General features: G+C 41.5%; 15 protein-coding genes and 1 riboswitch. Of the genes, 11 read left to right on the forward strand and 4 right to left on the reverse strand.

All coding sequences use genetic code 11. The annotated features are described in order from the left end of the window. Positions 1 to 16: 16 nt before the first annotated feature. Positions 17 to 739, forward strand: a complete 723-nt coding sequence (locus M3204_RS00380) for an SDR family oxidoreductase (RefSeq protein WP_251476935.1) — start codon at positions 17 to 19, stop codon at positions 737 to 739. A gap of 86 nt (positions 740 to 825) precedes the next feature. On the opposite strand, the gene M3204_RS00385 is transcribed toward M3204_RS00380, so the two are convergent. Continuing rightward, positions 826 to 1005 carry a hypothetical protein gene (locus M3204_RS00385; protein WP_251476937.1) on the reverse strand — a complete coding sequence of 60 codons (180 nt, stop codon included), beginning with the start codon at positions 1003 to 1005 and terminating at the stop codon, positions 826 to 828. Between the two features lie 140 nt (positions 1006 to 1145). Here M3204_RS00385 and M3204_RS00390 point away from each other — a divergent pair, with 140 nt between their 5' ends. Together M3204_RS00390 and M3204_RS00395 are read left to right on the forward strand one after the other, a co-directional pair. Further along, positions 1146 to 2264, forward strand: coding sequence for a GAF domain-containing sensor histidine kinase (locus M3204_RS00390; protein ID WP_251476941.1), 1119 nt, complete (start codon positions 1146 to 1148; stop codon positions 2262 to 2264). 20 nt (positions 2265 to 2284) lie between these two features. Beyond that, positions 2285 to 2944 (forward strand): response regulator, encoded by a 660-nt coding sequence (locus M3204_RS00395; RefSeq protein ID WP_251476945.1) that lies wholly within the window; start codon positions 2285 to 2287, stop codon positions 2942 to 2944. Between the two features lie 254 nt (positions 2945 to 3198). Here the strand turns inward: M3204_RS00395 and M3204_RS00400 are convergent, their stop codons facing one another. Further along, complete coding sequence (locus M3204_RS00400; protein WP_251476949.1) at positions 3199 to 3453, reverse strand: YhdB family protein; 255 nt, start codon at positions 3451 to 3453, stop codon at positions 3199 to 3201. A 226-nt stretch (positions 3454 to 3679) separates the two neighbouring features. On the opposite strand from M3204_RS00400, the gene M3204_RS00405 reads away from it, so the two are divergent. The 3 genes from M3204_RS00405 to M3204_RS00415 all read left to right on the forward strand — a co-directional run bounded on the left by M3204_RS00405 (position 3680) and on the right by M3204_RS00415 (position 6718). Beyond that, the gene (locus tag M3204_RS00405; protein WP_251476952.1) at positions 3680 to 4003 is read left to right on the forward strand and encodes a DUF3889 domain-containing protein; all 324 of its coding nucleotides are present in this window, start codon (positions 3680 to 3682) and stop codon (positions 4001 to 4003) included. Positions 4004 to 4083: 80 nt separating this feature from the next. Beyond that, positions 4084 to 5493 (forward strand): SpoVR family protein, encoded by a 1410-nt coding sequence (locus tag M3204_RS00410; RefSeq protein ID WP_251476955.1) that lies wholly within the window; start codon positions 4084 to 4086, stop codon positions 5491 to 5493. A gap of 289 nt (positions 5494 to 5782) precedes the next feature. Further along, on the forward strand, positions 5783 to 6718 hold the full coding sequence (locus M3204_RS00415) for a cation diffusion facilitator family transporter (RefSeq protein WP_251476958.1): 936 nt from the start codon (positions 5783 to 5785) through the stop codon (positions 6716 to 6718). Positions 6719 to 6738: 20 nt separating this feature from the next. Here the strand turns inward: M3204_RS00415 and M3204_RS00420 are convergent, their stop codons facing one another. Further along, positions 6739 to 7002, reverse strand: coding sequence for an ArsR/SmtB family transcription factor (locus tag M3204_RS00420; protein WP_251478077.1), 264 nt, complete (start codon positions 7000 to 7002; stop codon positions 6739 to 6741). A gap of 415 nt (positions 7003 to 7417) precedes the next feature. On the opposite strand from M3204_RS00420, the gene M3204_RS00425 reads away from it, so the two are divergent. After that, complete coding sequence (locus tag M3204_RS00425; protein ID WP_251476961.1) at positions 7418 to 7786, forward strand: YidH family protein; 369 nt, start codon at positions 7418 to 7420, stop codon at positions 7784 to 7786. Positions 7787 to 7890: 104 nt separating this feature from the next. Here the strand turns inward: M3204_RS00425 and M3204_RS00430 are convergent, their stop codons facing one another. Beyond that, positions 7891 to 8598 carry a DUF3939 domain-containing protein gene (locus M3204_RS00430; protein ID WP_251476963.1) on the reverse strand — a complete coding sequence of 236 codons (708 nt, stop codon included), beginning with the start codon at positions 8596 to 8598 and terminating at the stop codon, positions 7891 to 7893. Between the two features lie 405 nt (positions 8599 to 9003). Here M3204_RS00430 and M3204_RS00435 point away from each other — a divergent pair, with 405 nt between their 5' ends. From M3204_RS00435 to M3204_RS00450, 4 genes are all read left to right on the forward strand, one after another. After that, the gene (locus tag M3204_RS00435) at positions 9004 to 11364 is read left to right on the forward strand and encodes an EAL domain-containing protein (RefSeq protein ID WP_251476965.1); all 2361 of its coding nucleotides are present in this window, start codon (positions 9004 to 9006) and stop codon (positions 11362 to 11364) included. Positions 11365 to 11409: 45 nt separating this feature from the next. Next, a riboswitch (guanidine-I (ykkC/yxkD leader) is annotated at positions 11410 to 11505 on the forward strand. A gap of 49 nt (positions 11506 to 11554) precedes the next feature. After that, positions 11555 to 11878 (forward strand): quaternary ammonium compound efflux SMR transporter SugE, encoded by a 324-nt coding sequence (sugE, locus tag M3204_RS00440; protein ID WP_251476967.1) that lies wholly within the window; start codon positions 11555 to 11557, stop codon positions 11876 to 11878. 174 nt (positions 11879 to 12052) lie between these two features. Continuing rightward, a complete protein-coding gene (locus M3204_RS00445) occupies positions 12053 to 12394 on the forward strand; it encodes a PadR family transcriptional regulator (RefSeq protein ID WP_251476969.1) in 342 nt (113 codons plus the stop codon). Then, positions 12381 to 13022 (forward strand): DUF1700 domain-containing protein, encoded by a 642-nt coding sequence (locus M3204_RS00450; protein ID WP_251476971.1) that lies wholly within the window; start codon positions 12381 to 12383, stop codon positions 13020 to 13022. Before M3204_RS00445 ends, M3204_RS00450 begins: the two co-directional genes overlap by 14 nt. The last annotated feature ends 86 nt before the right edge of the window (positions 13023 to 13108 follow it).

Consider the following 13108-nt stretch of genomic DNA (forward strand, 5'->3'; position numbering starts at 1 on the left):
GAAAGGAACTAACTACATGTTAAAAAATCAAGTTGCAATCGTAACTGGTGCATCAAGGGGCATTGGCAAGGAAATCGCCGTCAAACTGGCTGAGCAGGGGATGAAGCTTGCTCTTGCAGGCAGCTCAAAAGAAATCAACCAAACAGCTGAAGAGTTGAAACAGAAAGGTTTCCAGGATGTAATCGCCGTCCAAACAGATGTTAGTGAAGAACAGCAGGTAAAAAATCTAGTAGCAAAAACGCTTGATGCATTCGGTCAGATCGACATACTTGTGAATAATGCAGGCATCGGCTTCTTCAAGCTTGCCGAAGAAGTGACGGTCGATGAGTGGAAGAAGCTGTTCGAGGTGAATGTACAAGGTGTGTTCCTTGGTGCGACAGCCGTGCTGCCACACATGAAAGAACGTAAGTCTGGCACGATCATCACAATTTCTTCAGATGTAGGTCGATACACGATTCCAAACGGAAGTGCGTATACAGCTACGAAATACGCCGTACAGGGATTCTGTGGTTCTCTAGCCCAGGAAGTCAGAGAGTTTGGCATCCGCGTTGGGACAATAAATCCAGGTATGGTTGATACGTATTTTGCGGACTCCGAGCAAGGTCTGCCTGAAAAGCATGACTGGCTGAAGGTGGAGGATATCGCTAACGCAGTAGTATATATGGCATCTGCGCCTAAGCATATGCTGATAGATGAAATCGTTATTCATCCTCTTGTTCAAAATTATCCGATTGCTTAACTTAAAAATCCGAAGAGAACATTTCTCTTCGGATTTTTTTATAGTATCAGAATTTATATGTCTTTAACTTCGAGAAATGTCCAGCTTCAGCGCCTAGCCCCTCGAGACGCTTGTCTAGTTTCGCCTCCTAGAAACTCCGAAACTTCAACTCCGCCGGCAGAAGCAAAAAGCGCTTCTTTGTCGGAGTCTCCAGTTTCTGCGTTTCTGGGCAGTCGGCTATACATTTCTATTTCGGTCCTGCCAATGAAGTCAAAGAACGACTTCACTGTCATGCCCTCCAGCGCTTGTCGGGGCTGACCAAGGCGCTTGCGCTTTTCTTGAGACTTTAGGCTGAATTACTTTCATACTTTTTTTGAAGGCGGAATTTTTCCAATAAAGATATAATGAATAAAATGGGGGGATTTGGATGGCGAGTGAGAACACAAATTCTGAGGTCGGCATCTTAAAGGAAATAGCCGAATTATTGAATGAAGGAACTGAACTGAATCCTATTTTGACTGAGGTTTTAACCAGGCTTTTACATATAACGGGACTTGAGACCGGATGGATTTTTCTCATTGATGAACACGGGAATTATCAGCTTGCTGCGAAGTCGGAACTGCCGCCAGCGCTTTCATTGAATGATTTTTCTCCAATGTGCCGGGGTGGGTGCTGGTGTGTAGACCGTTATAATGACGGAAGATTGAATAAGGCGACTAATATATTTGAATGTAAAAGAATTGAAGATGCAATCACCAACAATACAGGCGCTACAAATGGGTTAACACATCATGCTACGGTTCCATTGAGGGCGGGTGAGGAGAAATTTGGCGTGCTGAATGTAGGGTCGCCTAACAAGACCCATTTTAAAGCAGAAGAACTTGCTCTGCTTGAGGCAGTCGCATTCCAGAGTGGAACAGCAATCAAAAGAATTAAGCTAACACAACAGGAAAATGAGCTTGCTTTAGCTGCCGAGAGAAACCGTCTTGCCAGGGATCTTCATGATTCGGTTAACCAGCTTTTATTTTCGCTAAGCTTGACGGCCAGGGCAGGCGCCGAAATGGCAGCGACCCCTGAAATGAAGGAGACCTTTGCATACATTCAAGATCTGGCGCAGGAAGCACAGGGAGAAATGCGGGCGTTGATTTGGCAGCTTCGCCCGAGAGGTCTGGAAAATGGCATCATTTGCGCGCTTGCAGGCTATGCAGAAATGCTGGGGGTACGCCTCGAAACAAATATAAAAGGTGTTTCCAGCCTGCCCGGAAAAGTAGAAGAAGCGCTTTGGCGGATTGGGCAAGAGGCACTTGCAAACTGCAAAAAGCATTCTCAGGCTGAAAAAGTGAAACTTACGCTTGATACGACAAGTGAAATGATTGAACTGAGAATCCAAGATGATGGCTGCGGCTTTAACTTTGATCCAGGGAAGGAGCTTCCGTCTCTTGGATTAAAAAGTATGCAAACACGGGCTTCCTCACTTGGAGGCAAGCTTGACCTGCATAGTAAACCTGGTGAAGGAACCTTGATTATAGTGAAAATTCCAATATGAAAACAGGGGAGGAACAGGGGATGACCATAAAAATCCTGATTGCTGATGACCACCACGTAGTCAGAAGAGGATTAGTTTTTTTCTTAAGAACACAGGAATCGATTGAAATAATCGGAGAGGCAAGCAACGGAAAAGAAGCAGTGGAACTAGCCCGGAAATTGAATCCAGATCTCATCCTAATGGACTTGATCATGCCAGAAATGGACGGGATTCAAGCCACGAAGCTTATCAAAGGAGCACAACCAGAAATAAAAATCATGATGCTGACGAGTTTTTCTGATCAGGAGCATGTCATCCCTGCGATCGAGGCAGGAGCATCCGGCTACCAGCTGAAAGACATCCAGCCAGATGAACTGGTAAAATCAATCAAAAGAATCATGGCAGGAGAAAATCAGCTCCATCCCAAGGCCACTTCCTTAGTTTTAAAGCATTTATCAAGCAATAACAGGCAAGAACGGAAAGCAATTGATGACCTGACAAAACGGGAACTCGAAGTATTGAAGGAAATCGCAAGCGGAAAGAGCAATAAAGAAATTGCCGCTACGCTATACATCACAGAGAAGACGGTTAAAACCCATGTATCCAATGTACTTGCAAAGCTAGAGCTCGCAGACCGGACACAGGCAGCCCTGTATGCCGTTCGGAATCGGCTGGTAGAGCAGGAACCGCCATCTGCTTAACGGTATGGATGTCACACGGTCAGTTGAGTTTCCTGAAAAGAAGATTGAAAAGGAAAGAAAAAGACTGTGTAATGCCCAAACGAGTCAAGAAGCGTAAACAGGAAATAAAGACTTTATAACGCCATCCAGCCAGGCTTCAACAGGAGCCATGTGAGCACCTAAATACCAATATCTTCATAAGCAAACCTGGCATAAAAAACAGCAAACACGGCACCTTAATAAAGGTGGCCGTGTTTTTTGGTGGAATTCTCTTGTTAAATCAAGCCGTTTACAGCGGTTTCCAGGAAGTCCTCGCCGGCGGCTTCGTTTGCGTAGTCGATGTATCTTAACAGGGAATACAGGTGTTTTTCAATGACGGAATAGTCTTTTTCAAAGTTGTAAGCGTGGAGAAAATGTTCAATCTTTTTAGCCAGGAACTGGTCCTCTGTCCTGACCATCAGGATGAGCAAGTTATCCCATTGCGATCTGTGCGTGTAATATAAAGCACGATCATAATCCGATTTGGTCATATCCGTTCCTCCTTGTAAGGAGTTGATTATATTATATGGAGTTGAGACGCGAACTTTCTCAGAAAATGTTGGACGTCCCTGTTTACAGGGTTTTTCAACATTTACCTGTATAAATCTAATCCCCGTTACAGGCATTATAAACAGGATATTTTTTCCGCAATGTTATTGATACATATTCAAAATGGAAGCGAAGGAAACTAAAGAAAAAATAAAAGGAGGTTTTTTTATGAAGAAAATGATTGCCCCTGTGGCTGCCTTACTGATTTTGCTGGTGAGTCTCAATGGAACCTATGCAAACGCGCAAAGACCAGATTATGAAAAATACGGACGGATTGCCACTGCTGTCATCAAGGAAGATTTTCCTGGGGAACCAGTCAAGGATTATCAATATATGGGCAGGAAGCAATTGAGTGATGGCCAAGTCCTGGATTCCTTCCAATTCAAGCTGACCGATCAGGGGAAACCAGTGCTCGCAACCGTTCAAATTACTCATGATTTAAAGAACAATAAGCTCTTGAACCTTACAGTTACAGAACAGAGACAGCAGTAAAGTTTTTCGGAAAGGCTATAACCCGTTCATCTTTCTTCCTTTTTGCTCATACATTGTGGTAAGAAGTGAAAGGGGGAGAGATGGTGTCGGAAGATCAAAAGTCACTGGAATATGCCATTTCTGAGATTACCGAAATAGCCAAAGGATTCGGGCTGGATTTTTATCCGATGCGGTATGAAATATGCCCTGCCGAAATTATATATACATTTGGTGCTTATGGAATGCCGACAAGATTTTCGCACTGGAGCTTCGGGAAGCAATTTCATAAAATGAAGCTTCATTATGATCTTGGCCTTTCAAAAATTTATGAACTTGTTATCAATTCAAATCCATGTTATGCCTTTTTGCTTGATTCCAACTCATTGATACAAAACAAGCTCATTGTAGCCCATGTCCTGGCACACTGCGATTTTTTCAAAAATAATGTCCGGTTTCAGAATACGAAGCGTGATATGGTCGAGAGCATGGCAGCCACCGCAGAGCGAATCCGCAAATACGAAATCGAGCATGGGAAGCAGGCAGTAGAATCCTTCCTTGATGCCGTATTGGCGATTGAAGAGCATATTGATCCATCGCTTATGAGGCCTAAGCTCGCATGGTCAATGGATGATGAAGTGGATGATGAAGACCCTCCTGCAACATCACCATATGATGATTTATGGGGACTTGATGCAAAGAAGACTGAAACAAGCGAGACTAAGAAGAAAAAGAAGTTTCCGCCGCGGCCAGAGAAAGATTTACTACTGTTCATTGAAAGCTACAGCCGAGACCTGACTGACTGGCAGCGGGATATCCTGACTATGATGCGTGAAGAAATGCTTTATTTCTGGCCACAGCTTGAAACGAAAATCATGAACGAAGGCTGGGCATCCTACTGGCATCAAAGAATTTTGCGTGAAATGGATCTTACAAGCGGCGAAGCGATTGAATTTGCGAAGTTAAATGCTGGCGTCGTTCAGCCGTCAAAAACCGGAATTAATCCATATTATTTAGGAATCAAAATTTTTGAAGATATAGAGGAGCGCTACAACAATCCTACAGAGGAAATGAAGAGGCGTGGTGTAAAGCCTGGCTCAGGCCGTGAAAAAATGTTTGAGGTCCGTGAAGTTGAGTCGGATATCTCATTTCTGCGCAATTACCTAAATAAAGATCTCGTGATGCGCGAGGATATGTATCTTTTCCAGAAGCAGGGCCGGGAATATAAAGTGGTCGACAAAGCATGGGAGCAGGTTCGTGATCAGCTTGTCAGCATGAGGGTGAATGGCGGTTTCCCATACTTGAATGTGATTGATGGCGACTATCTCAAAAATGGAGAGGTATATATCCAGCATGGCTTTGAAGGGATTGAGCTGGATATAAAATACCTTGAAAAGGTACTCCCCTATATTCACCAGTTATGGGGCCGGAAATGCCATATCGAGACAATCGTCGAAGGCAGGGCGATGCTGTACACATACGATGGTAAGGGAATCCATCGAAAATATTTATAGCATAGTAAACAAACCGCTGATTTCAGCGGTTTTTTAATTTGTCTTATTTTGATCTTTTTATTTGGAATAACGTCCTTTTGTTCCATATGGGCCAGTTTGGATGAATAACTGGATTGCCAAATCAAGTAAGGGAGAATATTTTTAAAGTGTAAAACCAATGATTTTAAGGTATTAATTATAAAAGAAGTGGAAGTTTACATAAATAAAGATTGAACCATTTTCACTGTTAAGTCATAATAATATATATGAGCATATATTCATATAAAGAGAGAAAGTGAGGCGATTTAAAATGGGCCATCATCATTCACACGGCCACGGACATAGCCACGGTCATGGACATAGCCATAGTCATACTAATAACAAAAAAGCGTTGTTCTGGTCTTTCCTTTTAATAGCAATATTCATGGTTGTGGAAGTCGTCGGTGGAATCTTAACAAACAGCCTTGCGCTGCTCTCAGATGCAGGGCACATGCTTAGCGATGCGGCTGCATTAGGCCTGAGTTTGTTCGCGATGAAGCTCGGGGAACGGCAAGCAACTCATTCTAAAACCTACGGATATAAACGGTTTGAAATTATCGCGGCCGCTTTAAACGGTCTGACATTGATTGTCATCTCAATCTATATTTTTTATGAAGCTTTTCATCGATTCATCAATCCGCCAGAAGTCCAGAGCATGGGGATGCTGACCATTTCAGTCATTGGATTGCTGGTCAACATCATTGCGGCATGGATATTGATGCGCGGAGACAAAGATGACAACTTGAATGTAAGGAGTGCCTTTCTCCATGTGCTTGGGGATATGCTTGGTTCCGTCGGTGCTATCACGGCCGCGTTACTGATTTACTTCTTCGATTGGGGGATTGCTGATCCAATCGCCAGTGTCGCTGTCGCAATCCTTATTATCATCAGTGGCTGGAGGGTTACAAAGGAATCTTTTCATGTCTTGATGGAAGGTACGCCTGAACAAATTAAATTGGATGACGTGAAAGATGAGCTAATGAAAATCCCTCATGTAACTGACGTCCATGATGTCCACGTTTGGTCAATTACATCGGGTGTTTTCATGCTAAGCGGACATATTGCCGTGGCCGGAGAAGGACTTCACGATCGTGTCCTTCATCAAGCGCAGCAATTGTTACACGATAACTTTGGAATTGATCACAGCACTTTACAGGTTGAAGGAGAAGAAAATGGCTGTCCATGTGCGCATGGACCTTGCAATTAAAGAAGAAAAATGCCAGCCAATCAATGATGGCTGGCATGTTCTATGCTCTGTTTTAAAAGGTCAATGACATGCTCGTCGTCATGCGTATAAAATAATGTGGTACCTTCTCTCCTGAATTTGACCAGCCTCAGGTTTTTTAAAAATCTTAGCTGATGTGAAACAGTCGATTGCAGTAAAGAAAGCTTATCGGCAATATCATTCACTGAATGCTCACCTTGGAACAGCAGGTGTAGAATCCTAAGGCGTGTTGGGTCAGAAAGGGCCTTAAAGGTCTGTGAAACCATAAATAGTGTTTCTTCATCCAGTTCAAGTTCGGGGATATCTTTTTTCTCGTTATCCAACAGAATCAGCCTCCTATTGTAATTATAACTTATCAGGAAGAAATCACGGTATGCTTTTGCAGCCGTGATTTTTTATGACTAATTATTTTAAGAAGCAGAATATAAAATTAAAACGCCTCTGATAATAACTACGATCAGGATGACCAGTCCATTAAAGTATTTCTTGTCATTAATGGGTTAAACCAATACATTCACCTCTCATAAATAAGGATGAATAACTAGTTACAAAGAGGAGATAAGATAAAACAGGCAGTTGGAAGTGAGCATTAGAGAAGTAAAATATAAACTTATAATGATAAACTGGATACTGAAAAAACAGATTCTCAAAGTAACTAAACATTTTAGGAGAGTGGAGAGCTTGGAAGAGGATAAAAGCCTTGAATCGAAATACATCCAGCAGCATCTTGCGAATGAACGGACCTATCTTGCCTGGGTCAGGACATCGATTGCGATAATAGGGATTGGCTTTCTGGCATCAAGCCTTCATTTCAATAATATCCGGACCGTGAGCCATGCAGCCGATACAGTGGCAGTATTTGTAAGCATCTTCTCTTTGCTGATAGGATTGATCATACTGTCTTTTGCGACCGTCCATTATTTTGCTGTGAGAAAAAATATTAACAGCCAGACCTTTGCCTCAGCAAATAATTTAATCAAGATTTCAACAATCATCATTTTTCTTATTTTCATATTGCTTGGTTTCTATTTGATGAATATTTTATTTTGACGATTGGTCTGTGAAAAGTACCATGGCGAAGGAAAAATGCGCCAGATATCCTGACGCGGTTAGGCAAACCTTATATTGCTTCTGCTAGACTGATACGTGCAGCATCAATCTCCGGTGCTGTTTTTCTTTGGCCTTATGTGGGTTACCAGACCGTCATAATCCGTGATATAAAGCTCGATTTCAGGGGTGAAGTTAAGGCAGTGAGCTTGCATCAGCTGATAATAGTTGACCCTGTTGAGCGGGTCATACTGGAGCTTAGGATATTGCTTATTTTCCTTTACATAGAGGTCAACAGCTTTTTGAACTGTATCAATTGTGATTGCTATCTCTTTTTCATCCTCATTAAAAATATCGTATGTTTCTTTTGACATATAAAATTTCCTCGATGGAATGCCCTTCATTATTGGTGCCAATTGTTCAAAATTGATGCTGTTATCCTCCCTTACAAGAATGGTGCGGTACACACCTTTTGGCAGTTTTTCTGAATAAGCACGAACAGCTTTCCTTACATCCTCAATCGACGGCTCAATGACAGGCCAGGCATGCTCATCCTTTAAAGAGACTTTTCTATTGTTTTTTTTCGATCGTACAAGATTGTATATGAAGAGAATCCCCGCAGGAACCGTTAGTACACCAATTGTCGTAACCCATTGAGTAAGGACGAGAAGATTGGCCAGTGAGGTACCGAGCTTATAACTAATAAGAAGCACAATAATAAAAGCGATTACTAAAAATAGCTTGAAACCTGTTCTTCTTACAAATAAACTCCAGGAATGGTATGTGTTTTGATGGCGTTCTGTTTTTGACTTCATGATCATCTCTCCCTTCAGATAATCTCCAAATATGTTGTTAATTTGCAAAAGTTTCCTTAGTAAGTCCAGCGATATCATGAACTTGCTAAAAGCTCTTAAACCTGCAGAGATTTTTGTCGATAAAAGAGTATGGGAAGCCGGGAAGTTTTATAGGGTCATGAATGGAGAAATCACTGTTAAATTGGAAGTGTTTGGTAAGTGGGGATGTAACCGGGCAGTGAAAATAAGGAACTTCTACTCTAATTATAATCAAATTTCCATTTGACGGCATATAAAATGTTGCAAAATTACAAAAATATTAGAATTTTTGGAATGATATTCAGAAACAAGCCAATACTCTGTGGCGAATATTGTATAATAATAAGGAATTAATCAAGAAAATATCAGACAGAAACGAGGGGCAGGATGGATATTCCCCGTATATACATATTTGATTTTAATAGTGTTGCCCTGACAATCGTGTTTTCAATCATCACATCTATTATGGCGACTGAATTCAGCCGGCAAGTAAAAAAGCAGTCATACCGAAAGAGACGAAATATGGCGATATATTCCATTCTTCTAGGTTTAACAGTCTGGCTTACTCATTTATTTGTGATCATATCGGCGGGGATCCCCTTTTCGACCACTAATTTTTATGTGCATTCCTTATTATTTTTTGGCATTTGTGCCGGAGGATCCTATGCTGCATTAAGCTTGGCGCAAAGGGAAATAGCGAATACCCTTCAATATGCCATGACGAGCATTTTGCTAGCCGCATGTATCGTAGTCGCAGATTTCATTGTATTCTCGATTATTTTTAAAGAGGCAATCGATGTCCACACTGTCATTTTTGCTTTTTCGGTTCTTTTAATAATAGGTACCTCTTTTTCTGTAATGAGATTTTTAATGCAGATAACGAATGAAGATATATATGAGTTTTTGAAAAAGTATAAATATGCTGGCTGTGTATTAGGCGGCATGGCAATGGCAGGTGTTCCGTACATCATTCTCACCTCGATGGTGGCATTGCCTGAGGGGGCAGGGCAATACTCCTATCTGGCTCCATTCATTTTTATGGCAGCTGCTAATTTGTTGTTCATGCTCGTTCCCGATTTACTCGGTGAAAAATTGATTATGAAAAATGTCCAGTCGCATTTATCGTTATTCAGCCATAACCCGGATGCTGTCTTCAGAGTTGATCTTAAAGGGTTTATTTTAAATGTCAATAAAGAAGCTACAGAGCTAACAGGGTACTCTGTGAATGAATTGGCAGGACTCCACTTTATCCAGTTGATTGGCGGCAGCGAAGAGGAAAAGAAGATTCGAGACTACTTTTTAAGAGTGTTGAGCGGTGAAACAAAAGTAATCGAAACTTCATTGAAGAGGGAAGACTTAAGCACAGCTGAAGTACGGATCACTGCTGTAAGAATAATTGTTAAGGGCACAACTGTTGGGGTTTTTGGAATTGTAAGAGATATTACTGAAAAGAAAAAAGCGGATAAACTGATCGAGTATCTTGCCTACCATGACGAGCTTACTAATTTGCCAAACAGGCGGAATTTAGAAAAGATGATGGAGCGAATGTTTATCGAGGAAAAGAATTTCTCCTTGATTTATCTCGATTTTGACCGTTTTAAAAGAATCAATGATACATTCGGCCATTCATTTGGTGATAAAATTTTGGTGCAAATAGGGAAAAAACTGGCTGAAGTCGTTCCTGAAAACTTCCTGGTAGCCAGAATTGGCGGAGATGAATTTGCCATCCTTGCTCCCGGAAATTGCAAGCCTGAGAAAATCGCTCACGATATCGTGAAGGCATTCCAAACACCGATATATACGGAAGGAATGGAGTTCCTTATTACTGCCAGCATCGGTATATCAAAATTCCCAGAGGATACAAATGATCTGGAGTTGCTTTTGAAATATGCTGATATGGCAATGTATAAAGCAAAGGGAAATGGCTCGAACCATTTTCAATTTTTCGATCAGAGCATGGTGGACCAAAACTTGAACAAGTTCGAACTTGAGAACGATTTGCGGATTGCGATCAATAATCAAGTGCTGAGCGTTTTTTATCAGCCAAAATATAATGCAAATACCAATGAAATCACCGGGGCAGAAGCATTGGCGAGATGGAAGCATCCTCGCCACGGCATGATTCCGCCAGGAATATTCATCCCGATTGCGGAAGAAGCCAATCTGATTGTTCCGCTTGAAAGGTTGATTATCAGGCAAGTATTTAAGCAGCTGAGCGAGTGGAAGAAACTTGGTTTTGATGTACCGCGCACTTCTATTAACATATCAATTATCCATTTTTACCAGGAAGATTTCGTTAAATTCATGAAGCAAACGATAAAAGAATTTAATCTGTATGGTGAACTGATCGAAATTGAAGTGACAGAAAGCATCATGATAAAGAAGGAAGACAGCATCAATACTCAGCTTCAGGCATTGAGGGAGATTGGAATAGAAGTCAGCATTGATGATTTTGGAACAGGCTACAGCTCATTGAGCTATCTAAGCAAACTCTCTGTCGATCGCTTGAAGATTGATCAAAGCTTCATTTCCCATTCGCAGGAGAATCGGGAAATCATATCAACTATTGTTACAATGGCGAATAACTTGAAGCTAAAGGTCATCGCTGAGGGAGTCGAAACAGAGTCACAGATCGACTTGCTGAAATCACTTGGCTGTCTTGAAGTCCAGGGGTATTTCTACTCACCGCCTTTGCCATCTGAAGAATATGAAGCAAAGATGAACAGAGAGCTCCAAGCCTCACCATAAGAGTTGTTTTGACTGCACTTTCTGATTATGGTACTATTCCTATTATGAAAAGTCCTCTAGGGTTCCGCAGCATGCTGGTCTGGTCCGAGAGAGGACGCACAGGAACACCTGTGTACACGGAGGGACAAAAACCCGGGAGATATCCATAGATATCTCCCGGGTTTTTGCATGAAAAAGGAGTGCTGTTAAAATGGCTTGGATCTTTTTATTCATTGCAGGCATTTTTGAGGTCGTATGGGCGATCGGTTTGAAATATACAGAGGGTTTCACTAAGTTGTATCCTTCCATGATAACTGTAATTGGAATGGCAATAAGCTTTTATTTTTTATCTATGGCAGTGAAAACATTGCCAATCGGTACAGCCTACGCAGTCTGGACTGGCATTGGGGCTGCTGGAGCTGTCATTCTCGGTATGGTTCTGTTTGGAGAGCCAAGAAACCTTTTAAGATTAATGTTTGTGGCATTCATATTAGTTGGAATCATGGGTTTGAAGGCTACATCTGGTAATAACTAAAATCCGAAAAGACCCTTGATAAAAAAGAGCAGGCACCGCGACTGTACCTCTGTTAGATTTTTCTCTAACAAATTGGCTGCAGGCACAGGCCTGCTCTTTAACTTTTATTTGCATATATTTGCTAATTGTTATATGATTCGAATAGATACCTTTTAATTCTAGGTAGGTGAAAAAATGTTTAATCGGGAACTGTTGAAAGGCAGTACGTCGCTGGTGCTGCTACAGCTGTTGAATGAACGGGATATGTATGGCTACGAACTTGTTAAAGAGCTTGATAAACGCAGTGAGCATAGTCTCCAAGTCAAAGAAGGTACATTGTATCCAGCGCTTCATAAGTTAGAAAAGCAAGAATACATCGAGTTTTACTGGCAGGAGCAGGAAAAGGGTCCGGCAAGGAAGTATTATCGGATTACCGATGAAGGCAAATCTGTCCTTATAGAGAAAACAGAGGAATGGCAGCAATTTGTCAGCGTCATGAACAAAGTGATCAGGAGATCGGAAAATGATCCAGTTTAAATCAGAATTTCTTAGCGAGCTTGATAGGCTATTGGGGAAACATCCTGAAAAAGAGCAGATTCTATCTGAATACGACAACCATATAACAGAAATGCTTGATGAATTATCTGGCAGTGACGAAGAAGTGCAGGATCTAATAGCTGAGATTTATAACAGGCTTGGCACCCCAGAAGAAATTGCGGCAAGCTGGCGCGAAGAATTATCAGTGACACCCAGGAAAACACAATGGCTTTTCATCATTGCGAATCTTGTATTCTTTGTCGGAGGCTCTGTGCTGACCTTGGTCCATAACCTGTTTGACTTCCCATTGGTGGATTTGGCATGGAGAAGCCTGACATCTATCCCATCTGTTATCATCCTTCTTTATCTTGTGTTCTGGGCTTTGTTGGGATATGAAATCGGCAAAGGCTTCGGCCATAAAGGAAGACGCCTGATGAAGAAGACATTCGTCCTCTCCATCCTGCCTAACATCCTCTTAATGAACCTTACATTATTTAAGGTCATCCCGCATGGATGGTTCCAGCCATTGCTGAATCCGTCATTTATTGTTATCTGCATTTTATTTACAGCTCTGCTGTACCCGATTTGCTGGATTGGCTACAAATGGGGCAAGAAAGCATCGATTTAGTTTTTTTTGTTCGGTTACATAGAATTTCTATGTATATAGACAAATAAAGTAATAAGAAAGTCATTTTTTAGTGACTTTTTTTATAA

Source organism: Mesobacillus subterraneus (genome assembly GCF_023715485.1).
GTDB classification, from domain to species: Bacteria; Bacillota; Bacilli; order Bacillales; family Cytobacillaceae; genus Mesobacillus; species Mesobacillus subterraneus_B.